This window comes from Bradyrhizobium algeriense (assembly GCF_036924595.1).
Classification (GTDB): Bacteria; Pseudomonadota; Alphaproteobacteria; order Rhizobiales; family Xanthobacteraceae; genus Bradyrhizobium; species Bradyrhizobium algeriense.
On sequence record NZ_JAZHRV010000001.1, the window covers coordinates 4,470,096 to 4,491,968 of the forward strand.

Genomic DNA, 21,873 nt, shown 5'->3' on the forward strand with positions numbered 1-21,873 from the left:
GCTGTTTGGTTTGCGGTCTATCGGCTGATTACGCCGCACGCACCGAGCCGAGGAACTTGCCGACTTCGGCCTTGAGGCGGTTGGAGTCCTGCGACAGCGACTGGGCCGAGGATAGCACCTGCGTCGAGGCCGTGCCGGTTTCGCCGGCGCCGCGCTGTACGTCGGTGATGTTGGCGGAGACCTGCTGGGTGCCACGGGCTGCCTGCTGCACGTTGCGGGAGATTTCCTGGGTGGCGGCACCCTGCTCTTCCACGGCGGCCGCAATGGTCGAGGATATCTCGGACAGCTTCTCGATCGTGGTGCTGATCGCCTGGATCGCCCCGACCGATTCCTGAGTGGCGGCCTGGATGCCGGTGATCTGCTGGCCGATCTCGCCGGTCGCCTTCGAGGTTTGTTCCGCCAGCGCCTTCACCTCGGACGCCACGACGGCAAAACCGCGGCCGGCGTCGCCGGCGCGGGCCGCCTCGATGGTGGCGTTGAGCGCCAGCAAATTGGTCTGTTCGGCAATGGTGTTGATGAGCTCGACCACCGCGCCGATGCGGGCGGCCGCCTTCGACAATTCGCTTACCCGGTCATTGGTAGTGCGGGCCTGATCGACGGCCTCATTGGCCATCCGCGCCGATTCCTGGACCTGACGGCCGATCTCGGTGATGGACGAGGCCATCTCCTCGGTGGAGGAGGCCACCGACTGCACATTGGTTGAGGCTTCCTCGGAAGCCGCGGCCACCATCGTGGTCAGTTCCTGGGCGCGTTCGGCGGTCGCCGTCAGCGTGCCCGCGGAGGTTTCGAGTTCGGTCGAAGCCGCCGACACCGTCTCCACGATCTTGCCGACCGCGCCTTCGAAATCATCGGCGAGCTTGATCATTTCTTGCTTGCGCCGCTGCGCCGCGACCAGGTCCTGCTTGATCTTGGCCTCGGCTTCCTCACGCGCCTTCTGCTCGGCGTTCTCGCGGATGACGGTCACCGTCTTGGCGAGGTCGCCGATTTCGTCGCCGCGGGCGGCGCCGGGAATCTCGACATCGAGATTGCCGCCCGCCATCTTGCCCAATGCACCGTTCAGGCGCGTCATCGGACGTGCGACGCCGAGGAAGGAAAACACCACCGAGGCGATCAGGGACACGACGACGACGATCGCCATGATCAGGTTGATCTGGTTGGCACGCTCGGTATCGGCCATGACCTCGTCCTTGGAGACCTTCGCATCCTTTTGCGCGCCAGCGACGGTAGCTTCCATCAGGTGGGCGACGTCAGCGGCGGCCTTGACGGTCCGGCTGGCGATGATTTCGCTCTTCGACTGCTCGGTCCTGACGGCCTCCTCATTGGCGGCCAGGAAGCGCTTGACGATCGAGGAAAGGTTGCTGACCACGACCAGCAAATCCCGGTCATCGGCTTCGCCACGCAGCTTGTTGAAAACGTCCTTGAGTGAGGCCTCGGTCTTGGCCATCTCCGTGACCAGCTTGGCATCGCCGGTAGCGCCGAGCTTCCAGGCATTCGCCCGCAGCGCGTTCACCTTGCCATCGGCCTGAAACAACAAACGCTCGATCTCGAGGCGGTTGTCCAGCTTTTGCATGGCCGGCAACTTCATCTGGGTATCGACCGACTTGTTCCATTCCTCGGAAATGACCGAGCGCTTCTCGATCTGCGCCAGCAGCGTCGTCTGCGCCTTCGCGAGATCTTCCACTGCCGCAGCAAAGCCTTCCATCAACGCCTTGGTCTTCTGGAGTTGTTCCTTGGCTTCCGGCCGCTGGGCTATTGCCAGCGCCGCCTCCAGCTCCTTTGCCGCGCTCGCCTTGTGGTGCTGCAGATCGGAAAGGGCCTTCTCGACTTCAGTGGGACTTCTCGCCAGGCGGACATCGTCGGCGGCAAGCTGAATCTTGCGCAGGTCGATATGCGCGGCGAGTGCATTATTCGCCACCTGCTGCGATCGCGCTGCGCGATCGCTGCCTTCCTCGATTCTCGATTCGGTGACCATCTGGTTGGCCACCATGCCGATCGCCAGCAAGACGCCGATCGCCCCGGCCAAGCCCAGTTTGTTTCCGATACGGTTGAGCTTGATCATGTCGACGACCCCAAATTTTCTGAAGCACATTTTCCGGGAAGCGGAAGTTGCGCCGCGACGGGACCACCCTGCGCGCGCGGCCCCAAAAGTACCGGCAGCGTAGCCGGGACCGGTTAATTTCCGCTTGCGTGAATTTACGGAATTTGGTTTTGGTTGCAGATCGACCAAATTCGCGCATCGCGCGAATCAAGCCCCGGCTCCCCGCCGGAAGCCGGCCTCGTGGCCGGCCGCGCGGCGGCCGTCAGGCCGCCCGGACCGAATCCAGAAACCTGCCGACCTCGAGCTTGAGGCGATGGCTGTCGCCCGACAGCGACTGCGCCGCCGAGAGCACCTGCGAGGAGGCGGCACCGGTCTCGCTGGCACCGCGCTGCACGTCGGAGATGTTGGAGGAAACCTGCTGGGTTCCGCGGGCGGCCTGCTGCACGTTGCGCGAAATTTCCTGCGTCGCCGCGCCCTGCTCTTCCACGGCAGCCGCGATGGCCGAGGAGATTTCTGCCAGCCGTTCAATGGTGCCGCTGATATCCTTGATCGCATTGACCGACTCCTGGGTCGCGCCCTGAATGCCGGCAATCTGCTGGCTGATCTCGCCGGTGGCTTTTGCCGTCTGTTCCGCAAGCGCCTTCACTTCCGACGCCACGACGGCAAACCCGCGGCCGGCGTCGCCGGCGCGCGCCGCCTCGATGGTGGCGTTGAGCGCCAGCAAATTGGTCTGGCCGGCGATGGTGTTGATGAGCTCGACGACGTCGCCGATACGGCTCGCCGCCTTGGACAATTGGCTGACCCGGTCGTTTGTGACGCGGGCCTGGCCAACCGCATCGGTTGCCATCCGCGCCGACTCCTGCACCTGACGGCCAATCTCGGTGACCGAGGAGGAAAGCTCTTCGGTCGCCGATGCCACCGACTGCACGTTGGCAGACGCTTCCCCGGAAGCCGACGCCACCGTCGACGTGAGCGTCTGCGACCGTTCGGCCGTCGCCGACAGCGTGCCGGCGGAGGCCTCGAGTTGCGTCGAAGCCGACGACACCGTCTGCACGATTTCGCCGATCACGTTTTCAAAATTGCGGGTGATGCCGTCGACGCGGCGGCCGCGCTCGATCTTGGTTTCGGCGTCGACCGCCGCGGCTTCGTCGGCGGCCTTCTTGGCAATCAGCGCCTGCTTGAATACCTGCAAGGTGTCCGCCATGACGCCGATTTCGGTCTTTTCGCCCTCATGCGGCACGTCCGCGCTCAGATCGCCTTTGCCCAGCGCCTGCATCGGCGTGACGATCGAGGCAATGCCGCTGGAAACGTCGCGGACCAGATAGTAGCTGACGGCGATGCCGGCGACGACGGCCACACCCAGGATGGTCGCGAGCATCATGAAAGCGAATGCATAATTGTCGGCAGCCTCCTGCGCCGCTTTGTCGCCGCCCGCGTTGTTGAGGTCGATATCCTTCTTAAGGACTGCGTCGGCCTCGAGCCCGATCTTGTTCACGGTGGTCGTGTTCAGGTCGTGCGCTTCCGTCGGCATCTGGCCGGCGGCCTTGCGCGACAGCGCCATGACCTCCTCGGTGCCCTTCTTGTAGCGCTCCCACAACCTGGCCCATTCGTTGTAAAGCGCGCGCTCTTCCGGCGACGTAATCATCGGCTCATAGGCCGCACGGATCTTGGTGTTGGACTCGATAACAGTCGCCAGCGTCTTCTCCATCGCCAGCTTTTCTTCCAGCGTCTCAGACAGCATGTGCTCGCGGATCACGTTGCGGTAGGTGATGACGCCGGCTCGCAGGTCGCCCAGCACGCGGACGCTGGGCAGCCAGCTCGTCGAGATGTCTACCGTGTTGGCATTAATGGCCCGCATGTTCCTGACCGCCAGCAGACCCATGCCCGCCATCGCGACGAGCAGGAAGGCAACGACGGTGATGATCTTGGTGCGGATGGAGTATTTGGCGAGCATGGCGGGAATCTCTTGGTTTTGGGCGCGACGGGACACGCCAAACGTGACGAGGCGGAGAAAGTTGGGGGAATCAAAAGGATGCCGTTACAGAAATAAAACCCGGCACGTCCTCAGGTTGAGTTAACGACGTCGGGGTAAAAATACTTAGGTGCCAGACCGCACCGGCCCCGTGAAGGCCGGCGCAGCGATCAGCGCATCAGCTTCAGCGCATCGGAGAAAAATTCCGCACCGCCGAAATTGCCCGATTTCAGTGCAAGTAGCATTTCGCCCTTATCGGCGCCGACGGCGCGCAGAACCGGCACTCCTGCAGCGATTTCCTCGCCTACGAGGAATCCGGGAATGCCCAGGCGATCGACGACGGCGCCCGAAGTTTCACCACCGGCGACCACCAGCCGGCGCACGCCTGAGCGCACCAAACCTTCCGCGATGTCCGCCATCGCCTGCTCGATGGCATGTCCGGCTGCATCGCGGCCATGCCGGGATTGCAGAGCTGCAACTTGGTCCGGCGTCGAGCTGCTGGCGATCAGGATCGGACCGTCGGTGATTCGGTCGGCAGCCCAGGCCAGCGCGCGACGCACCTCGCCGGGTCCGGCGATGATCTGTTCGGGATCGAGATGCAGCACGGCCATGGTCTTTTCGGCATTGGCGATCTGGGCCAGCGTCGCCTGCGAGCAACTCCCGGCCAGGCACGCCGCCGGCCCGCCGACCGGCGCGCCGGACGCCGCGCCAGCCGAAGCCGATTTGACCTTACCGGAAGCGACCAGCGCCCGGGCCAGGCCGAGGCCGATGCCGGATGCGCCAACCGACAGGCGATGATCCAGCGCGACGTCGCCGATGGTTTCCAGATCGCGGTCGAACACGGCGTCGATGATGGCTGCGCCGATGCCCTTCGCCGCCAGATCGGCGAGACGTTCGCGAACGGCGTCCGCGCCGCGCGAAAGCGTGGCGAGATTGACCAGCCCGACTTTGGTTTGGCTCTGGCGCGCCAGCACGCGCACCAGATTGGAATCGTGCATCGGGTTGAGCGGATGGTCCTTCAGCGGACTTTCGTTCAGCGGCACGGAACCGACGAACAGGTTGCCCTGATAGACGGTGCGGCCGGTTTCCGGAAAGGCCGGCGTCACCAGAACGATGGCGTCGCCGGAATCGGCGCGTAGCGCGTCCATCACCGGGCCGATGTTGCCGGCGTCGGTGGAATCGAAGGTCGAGCAGATCTTGAACAGCACGTGGCCGGCGCCGCGGCCGCGCAGCCATTTTTCGGCGGCGCGGGAACGATCAACCGCAACGTCAGCCTCGATCGAGCGGCTCTTGAGCGACACCACGACTGCGTCGACCTCAGGCAGCGCGAGGTCGTCCGACGGTACGCCGATGGTCTGCACCGTGCGCAGGCCCTGACGGGTCAGCGTGTTGGCGAGATCGGAGGCGCCGGTGTAGTCGTCGGCGATGCAGCCCAGAGACAATTTCACGGCTTTACTCCGGCATAGGGCTTGAACCAGGCGAGGCCGTCGGTGGTCTTGCCGCGCGGATTGTATTCGCAGCCGACGAAGCCGCCATAGCCGAGCCGGTCGAGTTCAGTGAACAGGAAAGGATAGTTCAGTTCCTCGCCGTCGGGTTCGTTGCGCGAGGGAATGCTGGCGATCTGGACGTGGCCTGTGATCGGCATCATCTCGCGCAGCCGCATGGTGACGTCGCCATGAATGATCTGGCAGTGATAGATATCGAACTGCAGTTTTAGATTTGGAATCTTCAGTTCGGTGATCAGGTCGCGCGCGAAGCCAAAATCGTTGAGAAAGTAGCCCGGCACGTTGCGGGCATTGATCGGCTCTATCACGACGTCGAGGCCATAGGCTGCGAAGAACTCCGCGGCCCACGTCACCGATTTATAAAACTGCTCGACGGCTTTCGGTTCGCTGCGATTGGCGATGCCGGCCATCAGATGCAGCCGCTTGACGCCGGTCGCCTGCGCGTAAGGAAGCGCCGTCTCAAGGCCGCGCTTCAGATCGTCAAAACGCTCCGGCAGCGCCGCAAAGCCCTTTTCGCCGGCGTCCCAATTGCCCGGCGGCAGATTGAACAGCGCCTGCGTCAGGCCGTTGCGCTTCAGGCCGTCGCCGACGGCTTCGGCCGGATGGTCGTAAGGGAACAGGAATTCGACGGCGGTGAAGCCCGCTTTCGCCGCCGCCTCGAAGCGGTCGAGGAACGGCACGTCGGTGAACATCATGGAGAGATTGGCGGCAAAATGCGGCATCGAGCGTCCCCTTCTTGATCTTGCGGCTATTTCGGTTCGCCGGGCAGATGCGTGCCGGTGACGCGGGCATACATCCGCGCCACCGAGGCGTCGTCGTCGCGGCCCATGCCCGATGCGGCCGTCATCAAAAACATCTGCAGCGCAGCAGCGGCCACCGGCACCGGGAACTTTTGCGAGCGCGCCATGTCCTGGATGATGCCGAGGTCTTTCACGAAAATTTCGACCGCACTGCGCGGCGTATAATCGCCGTCGAGCACATGCGGCATGCGGTTCTCGAACATCCAGGAATTGCCGGCGGATGCCGTGATCACCTCGTAGACCTTTCTTATGTCGAGGCCCTGCTTGGCAGCGAATGCGATGGCTTCCGAGGCGGCGGCGATGTGGACGCCGGCGAGCAACTGGTTGATCATCTTGAACGCGGCGCCCTGGCCGGCATCATCGCCGAGTTCGTAAAGTTTTGCGGCCATCGCATCGAGTGCCGGTCGGGCTTTGGCAAAGGCGGCCGGGCTGCCTGAGGCCAAAACGGTGAGTTCACCCTGCGCCGCCCGCTGCGCACCGCCTGATATCGGCGCGTCGAGGTAGTGCCGCCCGGTGGCTTCCAACTGTTTGGCGAGCCGCCGCGCGACGTCGGGGTCCATGGTGGCGGAGGAGACGAATACCGCGCCCTTGCCCAGGGTTTCGGCGACGCCATTGGCACCGAACAGGATGGTCTCGGTCTGGGCCGCGTTGACGACCACGCTGACGACGATGTCAGCCGCCTTGGCGGCTTCCGCCGGCGTCCCGGCCCCCTTCCCGCCGTCAGCCACGAACCGCGCCACGGAGTCCGCCGAGACGTCGCAGCCGGTGACTTCGAGGCCGGCGCGGCGCAGCGAGGTCGCCATGCCGAACCCCATCGAGCCCAGTCCGATGACGGCGACACGCGGTTTGGCGGATTCTGGCATGCGGCGATCCCTCAATGGTTCATTTTGGCCGCCATCAGACCTGACGGCTTTGCCTCTGGGTATCACGGCTTGGCCGCGCTGCCAAAGCGTGGGAAAAGGCGTCAAACGGGGTCGGTTCATGAGCGAAACAAAAATCCGGGAGGAAATCTGCCGCCTCGGTCGCTCGCTGTTCGAGCGCGGGCTGACGCCGGGCTCCTCGGGCAACATCAGCGTGAAACTCGACAACGGTGGCTGGCTGGTGACGCCGACCAATGCCTCGCTGGGCTCGCTCGACCCGGCGCGGATGTCGCGGCTCGGCCCCGACGGACGGCTGATATCCGGCGACGCGCCGACCAAGGAAGTGCCGCTGCACACCGCGCTCTACCAGACTCGCGGCGCTGCGCGCGCGGTCGTGCACCTGCATTCGACCCACTCAGTGGCATTGTCGATGCTGCCGGAGATCGACCCCCGCGCCGCGCTGCCGCCGATGACGCCCTACTACCTGATGAAATGCGGCCACACCGCGCTGGTGCCGTATTATCGTCCCGGCGATCCGGCTGTCGCCGACGCGATCAAGGGGCTGGCCGGAAAATACTCCTCCGTGCTCCTCGCCAATCACGGGCCGGTGGTATCTGGGGACACGCTGGAAGCTGCGGTGTTCGCGATCGAGGAACTGGAAGAAACGGCGAGATTGTATTTGCTGCTGCGCGGACTGAACCCACGGTATCTGTCGCCGGCGCAGGTAGAGGATTTGACGAAGACGTTCGGGCTGACATTGCCGGAGCATGGGAAGCATTCATAGCGCTTGTGTGCCGAACTCTCTCCACGTCATTGCGAGCGAAGCGAAGCAATCCAGGGGCCACAGAAAAACTGATTGCTTCAGAGCTAACGCTCCCCACAACGCCGACGGAGAGATCGGATGAAACAGCCCTGCGTCTACATCATGGCGAGCCGCCGCAACGGAACACTCTATACCGGCGTGACGAGTAACCTCCCAAAACGAGCTTTCGAACATCGCGAAGGGCTGGTCGCGGGGTTTTCAAGGAAGCACGCGTGCAAGCTTCTGGTTTGGTACGAACTTCACGGCAGCATGATCGAGGCCATTACCCGCGAAAAACAAATCAAGGCAGGCAGCCGCGCGAAGAAGCTGGCGTTGATTGAGAGTCATAACCCCAGTTGGAAGGATCTTTACGGCGATCTCATTTGAGTTCGTCATTTCGCGGAGCAATAAGCTACGACGCCATCCAGACCGTCTCTGCCGTGAAATTTCTGGATTGCTTCGCTTCGCTCGCAATGACGTGGAGAGAGCTCGCCCTTCACGGCAGCAGCTACAGCCCCAGATACGCCTTCCTCACATCCGGATTGACGCTGATTTCCGCCGCACTTCCCTGCATCAGCACGCGCCCCGTCTGCAGGATGTAGGCGCGGTCGGCAATCTCCAGGCATTCCGACATGCGCTGCTCGACAATCAGCACGGTCATCCCCGCGTCGCGGATCCGCTTCACCGCCTGAAAGATTTCGTCGACCAGCTTTGGCATGATGCCCTGCGACGGCTCGTCGAGCATCAACAGCCGCGGCCGCGTCATCAGCGCGCGGCCGATGGCCAGCATCTGCTGCTCGCCGCCGCTTAGCGTTTCGGCGCGCTGCTCCAGCCGCTCCTGCAGGCGCGGAAACAGCTTGAACACCAGATCGAGCGGCGCCTCGCGATCGGCTTCACCGCGATAGAGGTAGCTGCCGAGCCTTAGATTGTCCCGCACTGAGAGCCGCGGAAACAGCCGGCGGTTTTCCGGCACGTAGGCGATGCCGCGCGAGGTGATGATATGCTGCGCCATGCCGTCGATCCGGGTGCCGTCGAACGACACGGTGCCGGAGCGCGGGCGTTCCGCGCCGGCGATCGATTTCAACAGCGTCGACTTGCCGGCCCCGTTGGCGCCGGCGACGCAGACGATTTCGCCTTTTGCCACTTGGATGCTGACTGCCGAGATCGCGACCAGGCCTTGATAGGCGGTGGTGACTTCATGCACCGACAGCATGACGGTCTCCCAGATAGGCGGTAATGACTTTCGGATCGCGGACCACATCGGTGGGCTTGCCCTCGACCAGCACCTTGCCGAGATCGAGCACGATGGCGCGGTCAACCAGCGGCATCACGATTTCCATGACGTGCTCGACCATCAAGACGGTGACGCCGGTGTCGCGCACCTTGCGTACCAGCTCGACGCCGGTCTTGGCTTCGACCGGCGTCAGCCCGGTGAGCACTTCGTCCAGCAGCAACAGTTTCGGTTCCGTCGCCAGCGCCCGCGCTACCTCGAGCCGGCGCTTTTCAGACGGGACCAGATCGCTGGCCAGCACATTGGCGCGCGGGCCGAGGCCGCAAAATTCCAGCACCTCATGCGCCTTGCGGCGGGCATCGCGCATCACGGTGGTGCGGACCAGCGCGCCGACGATGACGTTGTCGATGACAGTCATGGTCTCGAAACTCTTCACGACCTGAAACGTGCGGCCGATTCCGCGCTGGCAGCGTTCCGCCGCCGGCAACGCGGTGACGTCCTGGCCGTCGAAGATAATCGAGCCTTGGGTGGGCGGCAGCACGCCCGCGATCAGGTTGAACAGCGTCGACTTGCCGGCGCCGTTCGGGCCGATCAGGCCGACGATTTCGCCGCGCCCGACCGAAATCGAGACGTCGCTGTTGGCAATCAGGCCGCCAAAACGCTGCCAGACGCCGCGGGTTTCCAGAAGAGGCGTCGTCATCGGGCCGCCTCCTTACGTTTGAACGAGAACAGGCCGATCAGCCCCTGCGGCCGCGCCAGCGAAATCGCGATGATCAGGCCGCCATAGACGATCAGGTCGACACCACGGCCGGAGCCGCCCATGTAGGAACGCGTCAACTCCGTGAGCGGGATCAGGATGACCGCGCCCAGCATCGGACCCCACAGCGTACCGATACCCCCTAGCACGGCGGGCAAGGCCATCAGCAGCGAGAGCTGAAAGCCCATGATGCTCTCGGGATCGATATAGGAGACGAACTGCGCATAGAAGCTGCCGCCGACCGCAACCAGGAACGCCGAGACCGCCGCCGCACCCATCTTGGAATTGAACACGACCACGCCGAGGCTTTCAGCCGCCTCCGGATTGTCCTTTACTGCGCGCCACCAAAAACCCCATTTGGAATTTTCCAGCCACCAGGTAACGAACCAGGCGACGCAAGCCAACGCCAGCGCGAAGTAGAAGTATGGCAGCTTGCTGCGTGGGAACTGGAATTTCAGCCAGCTGTCGCCGCGCACGGGAATCTCGATGCCCATCGCAGCACCAGCCCAATCCCAGTTGTGAAACAGCAATAGCCCGATCTCGGCGATGACAATGGTGGCGATGACGAAGTAATGTCCGCGCAGCCGGAAACAGGGGTAGCCAAGCGCCATCGCAATCAGCGCGGAGATCACGCCGCCGCCGAGCATGCCGAACCACGGCAGCACGCCGAATTTGGTAAACAGCAGCGCGGTGGTGTAGGCGCCAAGCCCGAAATAGAGCGCGTGGCCGAGCGAGATCTGTCCGCAATAGCCGGAAAGAATGTTCCAGCTCTGCGACAGCGCGCCCCACATCAGCGTCAGCACCATCATGTTCTGGACGTACACGTCCTTGACGAACAGCGGCACGACGGCTGCGATCGCGGCGAGAACACATGCGACGACGAGGTCGCGGCGGCGGCGTTCTGCGAAAGCGGTATCCATCACATCGATCCGAACAGGCCGCGCGGCCGGATGAAGACGACAAGGAGATAGACCGCATAGATGCCGACCGCCTTGAGCGAAGGCGGCAGCAGCAACGCAGTCGTGGCCTCGACGAGGCCGACGATGATGCCGCCGGCGAAGGCGCCGAACACGCTGCCGAAACCGCCGAGCGCCACCGTCACATAGGCGATCAGCGCGAATGAAGCGCCGACATCCGGATAGATGTAGAAGAAGATCGCCATGATCGCGCCTGATAGCCCCACCAGCGCCGCCCCCAGGCCCCAACCCAGCGCGAACACCTTGTTCTTGTCGATGCCGACCAGCGCTACGGCGCCGGCGTCCTCCCGGGTCGCTTCGAGCGCGCGGCCAAAGTCAGTGCGGTTGATGAAGAGATAGAGCGCGCCGAATGCTGTGATCGCGACCAGGGCGCCGACCAGTTGCGGCACCGGCAGGAAGATGCCGGCGACCGAGACGGTCTTGCCGCCGAGCCAGGAATGCGTAACGCTGCGATAGTCCGGCGTGAAAAAGTACTGCGCCAGGCCGCGCATGACGATGGCGAGGCCGAAGGTGGAGAAGATCTGCACCATGCCCGCGTTGGCCTTGGCGCGCACGGCAAAGCGCACGATCAGCAGATAGACGACGGCCCCGAACACGAACAATGCCGCCGCGACCAGCGGCACCGACAGCAACGGGTCGATCGCGAAGAATGCGAACAGGAAGAACGTCGCGTACATCGCGATCATCAGGAATTCGCCATGGGCGAAGTTCACGACGTCCATCAGGCCGAAGATGAGCGCGAGGCCGACGGCGATGAGACCGTAGAGCAGTCCCATGAGGAGGCCGCTCGCCAGGCTTTGGATGATGGTTTCGGCGGTCACCGGGATACCCCCATCGCACGTCGTCCCTGCCTAGTGCGCATTGCGCACGGGCGCAGGGACCCATAACCACTGGAGTCGCATTTGAACGAAGGACGTGAGGCCACGATGAAACCGATGCTCCTCGGCGTATGGGTCCCTGCGCCCGTGCGCAATGCGCACTAGGCAGGGACGACACTGCGTTTGTGATGTCTCGCCAAAAAGCGACGGCCTACTTCATCGGCCAGACGGCTTCGGCGATCGCGGCCTGCGGCGGGAAGATGGTGACGAACTTGCCGCCGATATATTGCAGCAGCACCGGATCGGCGTCGTTGTTCTGACCCAGCTCGTCGAACTTGACGCGCTTCCACGGCATGATGGTCTGTTCGCCCGGGATGTCGGTCGCGACCAGCGCCTCGCGGATCTTCTCGCCGTCGGTCGATTTGGCGCGATTGATGGCTTCCGCCATCACCAGGAGGCCCATGAACTGCCGCGACGTCAGGTCGTTGAAATCCTTGCCCGACTTTTCCTTGAACATGGCGTTGATCTTGCCGACCATCGGCCGTTTGGCCGCGAGGTCGAGCGAGAAGCTGCCGCGCGAGATCACGCCTTCGAGCTTGTCGCCGACCGCATCATACAGCGCCTTCTCGGAGAAGCCGGCGTTCTGGGCGACGATCGCGTTCGGCTTGTAGCCGAGCTCGGCCATGGTCTTGACCAGCAGGATGCCGTCGGTGGTGTAGCTCGAGGGCATCAGCACGTCGGCGTTCGCCGTCTTGAGCTGCTGCACTTCCGCCGACAATGAGGGAGAATTGGAGCGATACTTGATGTCCGTGACGATCTTGTAGCCGCGATCGCCAGCCAGCTTGATCTGGGTGTTGGCGGAATCGGTGCCGAAGATGGTGTCTTCGTGGAACAGCGACAGCGTGTCGATCTTGGTGCCCTTCTTCTTCATGGCGTCGAAGAAATTGAACATCGCCGCCGAGAACATTTCGTCATGCGGCGCTGCGCGGAAATAGAACTTGAGACCGCGCTTGTGCAGGCTCGGCGAGGAATTGTCGGCCGAGATGAACGGGATCTGGTAGCGCTCGCAGACCTGGCTGACGGTCACCGCGACCGAACTCTGATAGGTGCCGATGACGGCGCAGACCTTCTCCTGCGTGATCAGGCGCTCGGTCTCGGCACGGCCCTTCTGCGGATCGGCCTGGTGGTCGGCGAATACGAGGCGGATCTTGGCGCCGCCGAGGCCGGGCAAGCCTTCGCCTTTCGCCAGCGGCAGATCGAAATCGTGATTCTTGTTGATGATGTCGAGCGCGGTCTCATACGACTTCTGGGCATCGACACCCATCTGGGCGCTGGCGCCGGAGAACGGATAGATCACGCCGATCACCACTTCGGAAGTTTGGGCATGGGCGGCGATCGGGCCGAGCGCTGCGGCAGCAGTGGCTCCAAGCAGTACGTTTCGGCGCGTGATATTCATGGCGATATCCTTTGTTGGATGGCGACTATCGATGAAACGGGCGAAGGTTACGGTAAAGCCTCAATGATCAGCAGGAACTGCATCAAAGCACGGCAAGCGCTTTGTTCCTGAGATCGGTCACCAGCATCAATCCGGGCGCATGCGTAATCGCAAACGGCACCTTCGCGGCCTGGATGACAGATTGCGGGGTCACGCCGCAGGCCCAGAACACCGGAATTTCGTCCGCCTCGACCGGCACCGGATCGCCGTAGTCGGGCTTGGCGAGGTCAGCGATGCCGATCGACTCGGGAAGACCGATATGAACCGGCGCACCGTGCACCGAGGGGAAGCGCGAAGTGATCTGCACCGCGCGGATCGCGTCCGCCGGCTTGAACGGCCGCATCGTCACCACCATCGGACCGGCAAACGGGCCCGCGGGGCTGCAGGCGATGTTGGTGCGGAACATCGGCACGCGCACATCGCGCTCGATATGACGGATCGGCAGACCTTCCTCCAGCAGCGCCTCCTCGAAGGAGAACGAGCAGCCGAGCACGAAGGCGACGAGATCGTCGCGCCAGTGCGCCATGATGTCGGTCGGCTCCTCCACGATTTCGCCGTCGCGCCACACGCGATAGCGCGGCAGGTCGGTGCGGATGTCGAGGTCGATGCCGAGCGCGGGAATGCGGGGGTCACCGACCTCGGACATGCCGATGATCGGGCACGGTTTGGGATTGAGCTGGCAGAAGCGATGAAAAGCGCCCGCGAATTTTTCCGGCAGGATGGCGAGGTTGCCCTGGACGAAGCCGTTGGCGACGCCCGCGGTGTGATGGGCCATGCCGTTGCGGCAGGCATGCCGGGCCGCCACGCTCGGCGATAAATCCGCCGTATCGTGACCGCGTGTTTCCGTCCTCGCCAAGCTGGTCATCGTTGTCCCCGCTTCCATTCTTGTCGACATCTACTCCCGCATATGGCTATGATAATGTCTAATCGTCTTTTTTAATCAAGTTCGATAAATAAAAATTATCAACCTGCGACCAGAGGGTGCATGACTGATTTCAAGGCAATTGAGACCTTCATGTGGGTGGTCACGCTCGGCAGCTTCCGCGGCGCGGCGCAGAAGCTCAACACCACCCAGCCCGCGATCTCGCAGCGGATCGCCCAGCTCGAGCGCGAGGTGGGTGTAAAACTCCTGCAGCGCGACCGCCGCATGGTGCTGCCGACGCCGAGCGGACGGCAGTTGATGGTCTATGCCGAGAAGCTGATCGGGCTGCGCTCGGAAATGCTGGCCGTGGTCGGCGACCGCTCGGCGATGCGCGGCGTGCTGCGGCTCGGCGTCGCCGAGACCATCGTGCATACCTGGCTGCCGCAGCTGATCAAGAGCGTCAATCACGCCTATCCGAACCTCTCGCTCGAGATCGAGGTCGACATTACCTCGAACCTGCGCACCCGGCTCCTCGCACAGGAAATCGAACTCGCTTTCGTGCTCGGACCGCTGACGGCTCCGATGGTCAACAACCGGCCGCTGTGCGATTATTCCGTGGGCTTTCTGGCGAGCCCGTCGCTCGGCCTCGGCAAGCAGGCGTTGACCCTGCACGATCTGGCGAAATTTCCGATCATCACCTTTTCGCGCCGGACCCAGCCCTACGAGATCGTGCGCTCCCTGTTCAACCGCCCTGATCTGCCGCCGATACGCCTGCATGCCAGCGCCTCGCTCGCAACCGTCATCCACATGGCGATCGAAGGCCTCGGCATCGCCCTGATACCTACCGCGATTGTCGAGAGCGACATGGCGGACGGGCGGTTGCAATTGTTGTCGACCAATCTGCAGCTGGCCCCGCTGACATTCTCGGCAAGCTGGCTCGCCTCCCCCGACACGGTCGCGGTGGAGCGCGTGGTCGAACTCGCCGCCAGCCTTGCGCGCGGCGGCGTCATTGTTGACGCGCCGCGCGAGGCGCGTCATTGACAAAGCGCGCCTCGCGTATCGTCTGAACTTCGGAACGGTCAATGACAAAAATCGCCTCCAACCTGCAAATCGATTCCGCCCGCCTTTGGGACACGATTCACGAAACCGCCAAATTCGGCGCCACCCCGAAAGGCGGCGTGCGGCGGCTGACGCTGGGGCCTGAGGACAAGCAGGTGCGCGACTGGTTCCGCGCGCGTTGCGAGGCCGCGGGGCTGGAAGTCCATGTCGATGCACTGGGTTCGATGTTCGGCCTGCGCAAGGGCCGCGACATGTCGAAGGCTCCGATCGGCCTCGGCTCCCACCTCGACACGCAGCCGACCGGCGGCAAATATGACGGCGTGCTCGGCACGTTGGCCGCGCTGGAGGTGGTCCGTACGCTCAACGATGCCGGGATCGAAACCGAGACGCCGATCTGCATCTGCAACTGGACCAATGAGGAAGGCTCGCGGTTTGCGCCAGCGATGATGGCGTCGGCGGCTTACGTCGGCGATTTCACCACCGACGACATTTTGTCGCGTAAGGATGCCGAGGGCGTCACGGTGGCGCAGGCGCTCGACAGCATCGGTTACCGCGGCGCGACCCCGGTGGGGACGCAGAAATTCTCAGGCTTCGTCGAACTGCACATCGAACAGGGGCCGATTCTCGAGGCGGAAAACAAGACCATCGGCGTGGTCGATTCCGGCCAGGGCGTGCTCTGGTATGACGGCAAGATCACCGGTTTCGAAAGCCATGCCGGCTCAACGCCGATGCCGCTGCGGCGCGACGCGCTGGCGACGCTGTCGGAAATCGTGCTGGCGATGGAAGCGATTGCCAGGAAGCACGGCCCCAAGGCCGTCGGCACCGTCGGCGAGGCGGTGATTGCCAACCCCTCGCGCAACGTCATTCCCGGCGAGATCGCCTTCACGGTCGACTGCCGCAGCGCGGATGCCGCCATCATGGACGTGCTGGATAAGGATTTGCGCGCTGCTATTGCCGAAATCGCATCGCGGCGCAAGGTCGAGGTCCAGTTCGATCTGATCTGGCGCAAGCCGCCGACGCATTTCGATCCCAAACTGGTGGACGCGGTGGAGAACGCCGCGAAGATGCTGGGGCTTTCCCATCGCCGCATCACCTCCGGCGCCGGCCACGATGCCTGCAACCTCAACACCGTGATGCCGGCGGCGATGGTGTTCGTGCCCTGCAAGGACGGCATCAGCCACAACGAACTGGAAGACGCTACCCAGGCCGATTGCGCGGCGGGCGCCAATGTGCTGATGCATACCGTGCTGGCGCTGGCCGGCGTCGCATCCTGATAAATAGAGCCTGATAAATAGAACTTGGGGAAATGCCATGCGTGGAGTTTTCGTTGACGCCAATGAATCGCTGGCCGTGATCTTCGAGCGGCTGGAGAAATCAGGCGATCCCAAGGTCGTAATCCACCGGAACCCCGACATCACCTCGGATCAGTATCCTGCGATACTCGACGGCGCCGAGATCGCGATCGTCGATCACACCGCACTGCCAACGGATGTCGCGAAGAAGTGCACGGGCTTGAAGCACGTCGTGTTTCTCGGCACCGGCGCACGCAGCTACATGAACCCGGAAGAGCTCGCCGGGCTCGGGATCGAAGTACATCTGATCAAGGGCTATGGCGATACCGCCGTGGCGGAATGCGCTGTCGCGCTGATGTGGGAGGGCGCGCGCGGGCTCGCCAAGATGGACCGCGGGATCCGCGCCGGCAACTGGCTGCGTGACGACGGCATGCAGCTGACGGGCAAGACGCTGGGCCTGATCGGCTTCGGCGGTATCGCCGCCGAGGTCGCCCGCATCGCGATCGGCTCAGGCATGCGTGTCGTCGCCTGGAATCGTTCGCCGAAGAAGCATCCGAAGGTCGAGTTCGTCGATCTCGACGAATTACTGACCGAGAGCGACGTCGTTTCGATCCATCTGCTGTTGAACGACGAGACGCGCGGACTGATCTCGGCCGCCTGCATCGAGGCCATGAAGCCCGGCGTCATCCTGGTCAATACCGCGCGCGGCGCAATCGTTGATGAAAAGGCGATGATCGATGCGTTGAAGTCTGGCCAGATCCGCCATGCCGGTCTGGATGTCTTCAACATCGAGCCGCTCCCGGCGGATCATCCGCTCACGAAACTGGAGAACGTGACGCTGTCGGCGCATTCGGCGTTCCGCACGCCGGAGGCGAGCGAGAATTTGATGCGCGCGGCGTGGGAGCACTGCCGGCGGATCGTGAAGGGAAAATAGCAGCACCGAGGATACGCGTTTGAACCGACCGGCGCCGCCTCGCGACAACAGACAGCGTCGCGGCCCGCGGCCGCCCATGAGGTTCACATGCTGTCACTGCTCAAGAAACCGTTATTCAATCGCGGCAAGCCTGCAGACCCCACTGGTTCCCACCTGCAACGGCTCGCCATCTACGAACAGGAGCTTGGCGAACGCGAATATACGTTCAGCGACGCCAGCGATCGCCGCATCGACGTGCACGCCTTTGGCCGCGATTTCGTGCCGGATTGCGAAGAGGGTTCGGATGAAGGCTACGTTCTTCTGACCAATGGCATGAGCGAACATCGCATGGCCGTACCGGATCAGGCAGAGGCGAAGGTTCGCGCCGAGCTGATGTGGTACGTCCGCGAAGCCACACCGGAAGTCAGCGCTACGCTGCGCTGGCTCGCCACGGTGCCGCTCCTCGATAGCACCTGGTTCGGGTTCGGACACAGGGTGCCGATGCCGGAGCCGCCTATGCCGGACACGGACTTCAAGACATTCCTGTTCCTCACGCCGGTCATTACCCCGGACCAGCGTATCGCGGAGCAGCTTTCGATCGCGGGAGACGCGATAGAGATACTGACCGTGAACCTGATCTCCGACCGCGAGTACGGGCTGATCAAGAACGAGGGTATCGGCGCGTTTCTCGATCTTCTCGACGAGAATGATTACCCGCCGATTTTCGATCCGTCGCGGAAATCGTACGTGTAATTTTGACGTAGACGATCGCTGTCCCTTCTCCCCTTGTGGGAGAAGGTGCCGAAGCGAAGCGCAGGCGAATGAGGGGTTCTCTCCGCGGAGACAGACCCCTCATCCGTCTCGCTGCCGCTGCGCGTCCATAGCCGATGCAAAGCATCGGCGTCCTATTTTAGTACGGCGGCCAACGGCCGCCTATGCCACCTTCTCCCACAAGGGGAGAAGGAAGAACTCAGTCCACCATCTCCGCCACTGCCTTGCCACACGCCGCCGTGTCGGCATTGCCGCCGAGATCCCGCGTCCGCAACGTGCGTTCGCCCAGCGTGCGTTCGATCGCACCGACGATCGAGGCAGCAGCCTGCTTCTCGCCGAGATGCTCCAGCATCATCGCGCCGGACCAGATCATGCCGATCGGGTTGGCGATGCCCTGGCCTGCGATGTCGGGCGCCGAGCCGTGCACCGGCTCGAACACCGACGGGAAATTGCCTTCCGGGTTGATATTGCCCGACGGCGCGATGCCGATAGTGCCGGTGCAGGCGGGGCCAAGGTCCGAGAGGATGTCGCCGAACAAATTGGAGCCGACCACGACGTCGAACCAATCCGGATGCAGCACGAAGTTCGCGGTGAGGATGTCGATGTGGTACTTGTCCCACTTCACCTTGGGATAGTTCTTCGCCATCGCCTCCACGCGCTCATCCCAATAGGGCATCGTGATCGAGATACCGTTGGACTTGGTCGCCGAGGTCAGATGCTTCTTCGGGCGTGACTGCGCCAGATCAAAAGCAAATTTCAAGATGCGGTCGACGCCAACGCGCGTCATCACGGTCTGCTGCGTCACGAATTCACGGTCGGTGTCCGGGAACATGCGGCCGCCGACGGAAGAATACTCGCCCTCGGTATTTTCGCGCACCACCCAGAAATCGATATCGCCGGGCTTGCGGTTGGCGAGCGGCGACGGCACGCCGGGCATCAGCCGCACCGGACGCAGATTGACATATTGATCGAATTCACGCCGGAATTTTATGAGCGAGCCCCACAGGGAAATGTGATCCGGAATTTTGGCGGGCCAGCCGACCGCGCCGAAATAAATCGCGTCGTGCTTGCCGATCTTCGCCTTCCAGTCCTCCGGCATCATCTCGCCGTGCTTTTCGTAATAGTCCCAGGACGCGAAGTCGAAATGATCGAAATGAACGGACACACCGTGCTTTTTCGCCGCCGCCTCCAGCACGCGCAGGCCTTCCGGGACCACTTCCTTGCCGATACCGTCACCGGGAATGACCGCGATCCGATATTGCTTTTTGGCGCTCATCGAGAGTTTCCTTGTTGTCTTGTCAGGCGGCTAATGCCGGTTATTTGATTGCCTTGCAATGGACCAAACCTGCCGCCTGCGCAACGCTGCACTGCAATGTTGACCGCCATGTCGCCGCAAGTCTAACAATTTGCGGCCCCCTCTTCCTGCCTCCCTCACCGAAGCGAGAAATCCCATGGATCTGCACCTGCGCGGCAAGCGTGTCCTGATTACCGGCGCCTCCAAGGGCATTGGCGCGGCCGCGGCCGAAGCCTTTGCCGAAGAAGGCTGCGACGTCATGCTGGCCGCCCGCAACGGCGAGCAGTTGAAGGCCCTCGCGGAGCGGCTGCGTTCGGCGCACCAGATCGGCGCGACCGCCCATGTCGCGGACCTGCGCAAGCCCGACGACATCGCCAAGCTCGTCAAGGACGCGGCCGACATCGACATCCTCGTCAACAATGCCGGCGATATCCCGGGCGGCTCGATCGACAAGATCGACGAGGCGACCTGGCGCCATGCCTGGGAGCTGAAGGTGTTCGGCTATATCAACCTCACCCGCGCGATCTATGCGCAGATGAAGGCGCGTGGGCACGGCGTCATCGTCAACGACATTGGTGCGGCCGGCGAAAAGTTCGACGCCAACTACATCTGCGGCAGCGCCGGCAACGCGGCCCTGATGGCCTTCACCCGCGCGCTCGGCGGCAAGAGCCTCGCCGACAATATCCGTGTGGTCGGCATCAATCCCGGCCCTGTCGGCACCGACCGTCACGTCACGCTCCTGAAGACCCGGGCCAAGAACCAGTTCGGCGACGAGAACCGCTACAAGGAATTCCAGAAAGGCATGCCGCTCGGCCGCCCTGCGCATGCGCGCGAGATCGGCGACCTCATGGCGTTCCTGGCGTCGGATCGATCGGGGTACACGTCGGGGGTGATCTACACGGTGGATGGTGGGTATACGGCGGGGTGGTAACCCGCGGGGCCACATACTCGACTCATGCCGAGGAGCCGCGCAATTGCGCGGCGTCTCGAGGATGGGCCACAAGCGGACGAAAACAAGAGCAAGGAGTAAGCGGCGTGAGTCTTGCTTTGAGTACAGCGTAACAGGAAGGAGCTTCGTCAATGTCTGAGGCTGTACGCGGCCTATTCGACCGGTGGGAGCGAGTTTGGCATGAGGGCCAATACGATCTGATCCCGAGTTGCGTCGGATCGCACTACATCCGGCATGACGAAAAGGACGACCGGACGGTGACGCGGGAGGCCTACGCGGCGGAACTCGCAGCTATCCACAAGGAGCGACCGGGCACCCGCGTCGTCGTGTACGATCACTCATTCACAGATGACCGTGCGTGGTTTCGCTTCTCGTTCGTGTGGCCTGATCCCACAACTGGCGAGCGCCGCAGCCGGGCGGGGATGCAAAGCTACCGGATCGAGGGCGGCAAGCTCGCCGAGACCTGGATTACGCTACTCCCACCAGGCACCGCATGGACGGATGCCACTGCCCAGGAGCGTTGGACGGTGAAGCGTCCTGTCTGATCCATCCTTGTCAGTATGCAATTCCTTGCCATGAGGGTCGGACAGGCGTCAGTGCGGCTAATTCTGGCCGGTCGTTCGCTCGAACAATTGCCGGATCAGCGTCGTGATCCGTCCCCTCGGCGACATCATTTCGTGCATGATGGTGAAATGGTTCGCACCCGGAATTTCCTCATACGTCACCGGCAAGCCATGTCTGGCACGGTGGCCGGCGAAGTCTGCGGTCTGCTTGCGCAATAGCGGCAGCTCGGCGCTGCCGACCACCAGCGACAGCGGTTTTGGCGGACCACCTTCCTGCATCATCGGCGAGTTGCGGTGAGAGGTTGCCTCATCGGCCCTCAGCTTTTCGTTGAGGTAGCTGTGGCGGATCGGCTCAAGGTCGTAGATGCCTGATATGGCCATGCCTGCCCTCACCTTCGGATGCGACAGCACCATCGAGGTAAGATGCCCGCCGGCGGACCAGCCGGAAACCACGATGCCTCCGGCCGCGGCACCCAGCGCAGGCAATTGCCCGGAGAGGAAATCAATGCCGGCGTGGATTTCGGCGACGATTTCGTCCAGCGCAGCCTCCGGCGCCAGCGTATAGCCGATCAGCGCGACATTGATGCCATGCGCCATCGGACCTTCGGTAACGACGGTGAAGACTTCCTTGGCCCGCGCCTGCCAGTAGCCGCCGTGAATGAACAGCAGCGTCGGCGCGTTGTCGGCGGCCTTCAGGAAATCGATCCGGTTGCGCTCGCGCGGGCCATAGCGCAGGTCGAGATGCCCGGGGAAACGCTTGCGCATCGCGGCAGAGCGCTGCTCCCAGCCGGCGACCATCTCCAAGCTGCCGGGCGCGGCGACGGCATTATTAAGGCCGAGGTCACGCGCCTCCTGGCTCATCGCGCGCCAGTCCAGCGCGGAAAACAATGTCGTCATGCAGATATCTCCAGTCGG

The 21,873-nt window shown here is 63.1% G+C and carries 21 protein-coding genes; 8 read left to right on the forward strand and 13 right to left on the reverse strand.

Annotated features, from left to right (window positions below):
- Positions 1 to 28: 28 nt before the first annotated feature.
- From V1286_RS21695 to ltnD, 5 genes are all read right to left on the reverse strand, one after another.
- Positions 29 to 2,056: a methyl-accepting chemotaxis protein gene (locus tag V1286_RS21695; protein WP_417021272.1), complete on the reverse strand. Its 2,028-nt coding sequence runs from the start codon at positions 2,054 to 2,056 to the stop codon at positions 29 to 31.
- 244 nt (positions 2,057 to 2,300) lie between these two features.
- Positions 2,301 to 3,992, reverse strand: a complete 1,692-nt coding sequence (locus V1286_RS21700) for a methyl-accepting chemotaxis protein (protein ID WP_334482424.1) — start codon at positions 3,990 to 3,992, stop codon at positions 2,301 to 2,303.
- Between the two features lie 188 nt (positions 3,993 to 4,180).
- Positions 4,181 to 5,458: a 3-oxo-tetronate kinase gene (otnK, locus tag V1286_RS21705; RefSeq protein WP_334482426.1), complete on the reverse strand. Its 1,278-nt coding sequence runs from the start codon at positions 5,456 to 5,458 to the stop codon at positions 4,181 to 4,183.
- On the reverse strand, positions 5,455 to 6,237 hold the full coding sequence (otnI, locus tag V1286_RS21710) for a 2-oxo-tetronate isomerase (RefSeq protein ID WP_334482428.1): 783 nt from the start codon (positions 6,235 to 6,237) through the stop codon (positions 5,455 to 5,457). Before otnI ends, otnK begins: the two co-directional genes overlap by 4 nt.
- A gap of 26 nt (positions 6,238 to 6,263) precedes the next feature.
- Positions 6,264 to 7,178 carry an L-threonate dehydrogenase gene (gene ltnD, locus V1286_RS21715; protein WP_334482430.1) on the reverse strand — a complete coding sequence of 305 codons (915 nt, stop codon included), beginning with the start codon at positions 7,176 to 7,178 and terminating at the stop codon, positions 6,264 to 6,266.
- Between the two features lie 118 nt (positions 7,179 to 7,296).
- Here ltnD and otnC point away from each other — a divergent pair, with 118 nt between their 5' ends.
- Together otnC and V1286_RS21725 are read left to right on the forward strand one after the other, a co-directional pair.
- Positions 7,297 to 7,959, forward strand: coding sequence for a 3-oxo-tetronate 4-phosphate decarboxylase (gene otnC, locus V1286_RS21720; RefSeq protein WP_334482431.1), 663 nt, complete (start codon positions 7,297 to 7,299; stop codon positions 7,957 to 7,959).
- 117 nt (positions 7,960 to 8,076) lie between these two features.
- Complete coding sequence (locus V1286_RS21725; protein ID WP_334482432.1) at positions 8,077 to 8,364, forward strand: GIY-YIG nuclease family protein; 288 nt, start codon at positions 8,077 to 8,079, stop codon at positions 8,362 to 8,364.
- 121 nt (positions 8,365 to 8,485) lie between these two features.
- Here the strand turns inward: V1286_RS21725 and V1286_RS21730 are convergent, their stop codons facing one another.
- The 6 genes from V1286_RS21730 to V1286_RS21755 form a co-directional block, all read right to left on the reverse strand.
- Positions 8,486 to 9,190 (reverse strand): ABC transporter ATP-binding protein, encoded by a 705-nt coding sequence (locus V1286_RS21730; protein ID WP_334482433.1) that lies wholly within the window; start codon positions 9,188 to 9,190, stop codon positions 8,486 to 8,488.
- Complete coding sequence (locus tag V1286_RS21735; protein WP_334482435.1) at positions 9,174 to 9,908, reverse strand: ABC transporter ATP-binding protein; 735 nt, start codon at positions 9,906 to 9,908, stop codon at positions 9,174 to 9,176. Before V1286_RS21735 ends, V1286_RS21730 begins: the two co-directional genes overlap by 17 nt.
- Complete coding sequence (locus tag V1286_RS21740) at positions 9,905 to 10,885, reverse strand: branched-chain amino acid ABC transporter permease (protein WP_334482437.1); 981 nt, start codon at positions 10,883 to 10,885, stop codon at positions 9,905 to 9,907. The genes V1286_RS21735 and V1286_RS21740 overlap by 4 nt, the downstream gene beginning before the upstream one ends.
- Entirely contained in the window at positions 10,885 to 11,763 is an 879-nt protein-coding gene (locus V1286_RS21745; RefSeq protein WP_334482438.1) for a branched-chain amino acid ABC transporter permease, read from the reverse strand. The genes V1286_RS21740 and V1286_RS21745 overlap by 1 nt, the downstream gene beginning before the upstream one ends.
- A gap of 208 nt (positions 11,764 to 11,971) precedes the next feature.
- Positions 11,972 to 13,216 carry an ABC transporter substrate-binding protein gene (locus tag V1286_RS21750; protein WP_334482439.1) on the reverse strand — a complete coding sequence of 415 codons (1,245 nt, stop codon included), beginning with the start codon at positions 13,214 to 13,216 and terminating at the stop codon, positions 11,972 to 11,974.
- 82 nt (positions 13,217 to 13,298) lie between these two features.
- A complete protein-coding gene (locus tag V1286_RS21755; RefSeq protein ID WP_334482440.1) occupies positions 13,299 to 14,120 on the reverse strand; it encodes a putative hydro-lyase in 822 nt (273 codons plus the stop codon).
- Between the two features lie 120 nt (positions 14,121 to 14,240).
- On the opposite strand from V1286_RS21755, the gene V1286_RS21760 reads away from it, so the two are divergent.
- The 4 genes from V1286_RS21760 to V1286_RS21775 all read left to right on the forward strand — a co-directional run bounded on the left by V1286_RS21760 (position 14,241) and on the right by V1286_RS21775 (position 18,134).
- Entirely contained in the window at positions 14,241 to 15,158 is a 918-nt protein-coding gene (locus tag V1286_RS21760) for a LysR family transcriptional regulator (protein WP_334482441.1), read from the forward strand.
- 41 nt (positions 15,159 to 15,199) lie between these two features.
- Positions 15,200 to 16,450 (forward strand): Zn-dependent hydrolase, encoded by a 1,251-nt coding sequence (locus tag V1286_RS21765; RefSeq protein WP_334482443.1) that lies wholly within the window; start codon positions 15,200 to 15,202, stop codon positions 16,448 to 16,450.
- 37 nt (positions 16,451 to 16,487) lie between these two features.
- Positions 16,488 to 17,402 carry an NAD(P)-dependent oxidoreductase gene (locus V1286_RS21770; RefSeq protein ID WP_334482444.1) on the forward strand — a complete coding sequence of 305 codons (915 nt, stop codon included), beginning with the start codon at positions 16,488 to 16,490 and terminating at the stop codon, positions 17,400 to 17,402.
- Between the two features lie 87 nt (positions 17,403 to 17,489).
- Positions 17,490 to 18,134 carry a suppressor of fused domain protein gene (locus V1286_RS21775; protein WP_334482446.1) on the forward strand — a complete coding sequence of 215 codons (645 nt, stop codon included), beginning with the start codon at positions 17,490 to 17,492 and terminating at the stop codon, positions 18,132 to 18,134.
- A 217-nt stretch (positions 18,135 to 18,351) separates the two neighbouring features.
- Here V1286_RS21775 and V1286_RS21780 read toward each other — a convergent pair whose 3' ends face one another.
- Positions 18,352 to 19,428, reverse strand: a complete 1,077-nt coding sequence (locus tag V1286_RS21780; protein WP_334482448.1) for a tartrate dehydrogenase — start codon at positions 19,426 to 19,428, stop codon at positions 18,352 to 18,354.
- A gap of 175 nt (positions 19,429 to 19,603) precedes the next feature.
- Between V1286_RS21780 and V1286_RS21785 the strand changes: the two genes are divergently transcribed.
- Positions 19,604 to 20,377 (forward strand): SDR family oxidoreductase, encoded by a 774-nt coding sequence (locus V1286_RS21785; protein WP_334482449.1) that lies wholly within the window; start codon positions 19,604 to 19,606, stop codon positions 20,375 to 20,377.
- A 149-nt stretch (positions 20,378 to 20,526) separates the two neighbouring features.
- A complete protein-coding gene (locus V1286_RS21790; protein ID WP_334482451.1) occupies positions 20,527 to 20,940 on the forward strand; it encodes a nuclear transport factor 2 family protein in 414 nt (137 codons plus the stop codon).
- 57 nt (positions 20,941 to 20,997) lie between these two features.
- Here the strand turns inward: V1286_RS21790 and V1286_RS21795 are convergent, their stop codons facing one another.
- The gene (locus tag V1286_RS21795; RefSeq protein WP_334482453.1) at positions 20,998 to 21,855 is read right to left on the reverse strand and encodes an alpha/beta hydrolase; all 858 of its coding nucleotides are present in this window, start codon (positions 21,853 to 21,855) and stop codon (positions 20,998 to 21,000) included.
- Positions 21,856 to 21,873 lie beyond the last annotated feature (18 nt).

Excerpts from the sequence above, each read along its gene's own strand:
- V1286_RS21700 (WP_334482424.1), bottom strand. The coding sequence starts at position 3,992 with ATGCTCGCCAAATACTCCATCCGCACCAAGATCATCACCGTCGTTGCC.
- otnI (WP_334482428.1), bottom strand. The coding sequence starts at position 6,237 with ATGCCGCATTTTGCCGCCAATCTCTCCATGATGTTCACCGACGTGCCG.
- ltnD (WP_334482430.1), bottom strand. The coding sequence starts at position 7,178 with ATGCCAGAATCCGCCAAACCGCGTGTCGCCGTCATCGGACTGGGCTCG.
- otnC (WP_334482431.1), top strand. The coding sequence starts at position 7,297 with ATGAGCGAAACAAAAATCCGGGAGGAAATCTGCCGCCTCGGTCGCTCG.
- V1286_RS21725 (WP_334482432.1), top strand. The coding sequence starts at position 8,077 with ATGAAACAGCCCTGCGTCTACATCATGGCGAGCCGCCGCAACGGAACA.
- V1286_RS21730 (WP_334482433.1), bottom strand. The coding sequence starts at position 9,190 with ATGCTGTCGGTGCATGAAGTCACCACCGCCTATCAAGGCCTGGTCGCG.
- V1286_RS21735 (WP_334482435.1), bottom strand. The coding sequence starts at position 9,908 with ATGACGACGCCTCTTCTGGAAACCCGCGGCGTCTGGCAGCGTTTTGGC.
- V1286_RS21740 (WP_334482437.1), bottom strand. The coding sequence starts at position 10,885 with ATGGATACCGCTTTCGCAGAACGCCGCCGCCGCGACCTCGTCGTCGCA.
- V1286_RS21750 (WP_334482439.1), bottom strand. The coding sequence starts at position 13,216 with ATGAATATCACGCGCCGAAACGTACTGCTTGGAGCCACTGCTGCCGCA.
- V1286_RS21755 (WP_334482440.1), bottom strand. The coding sequence starts at position 14,120 with ATGACCAGCTTGGCGAGGACGGAAACACGCGGTCACGATACGGCGGAT.
- V1286_RS21760 (WP_334482441.1), top strand. The coding sequence starts at position 14,241 with ATGACTGATTTCAAGGCAATTGAGACCTTCATGTGGGTGGTCACGCTC.
- V1286_RS21765 (WP_334482443.1), top strand. The coding sequence starts at position 15,200 with ATGACAAAAATCGCCTCCAACCTGCAAATCGATTCCGCCCGCCTTTGG.
- V1286_RS21770 (WP_334482444.1), top strand. The coding sequence starts at position 16,488 with ATGCGTGGAGTTTTCGTTGACGCCAATGAATCGCTGGCCGTGATCTTC.
- V1286_RS21775 (WP_334482446.1), top strand. The coding sequence starts at position 17,490 with ATGCTGTCACTGCTCAAGAAACCGTTATTCAATCGCGGCAAGCCTGCA.
- V1286_RS21780 (WP_334482448.1), bottom strand. The coding sequence starts at position 19,428 with ATGAGCGCCAAAAAGCAATATCGGATCGCGGTCATTCCCGGTGACGGT.
- V1286_RS21785 (WP_334482449.1), top strand. The coding sequence starts at position 19,604 with ATGGATCTGCACCTGCGCGGCAAGCGTGTCCTGATTACCGGCGCCTCC.
- V1286_RS21790 (WP_334482451.1), top strand. The coding sequence starts at position 20,527 with ATGTCTGAGGCTGTACGCGGCCTATTCGACCGGTGGGAGCGAGTTTGG.
- V1286_RS21795 (WP_334482453.1), bottom strand. The coding sequence starts at position 21,855 with ATGACGACATTGTTTTCCGCGCTGGACTGGCGCGCGATGAGCCAGGAG.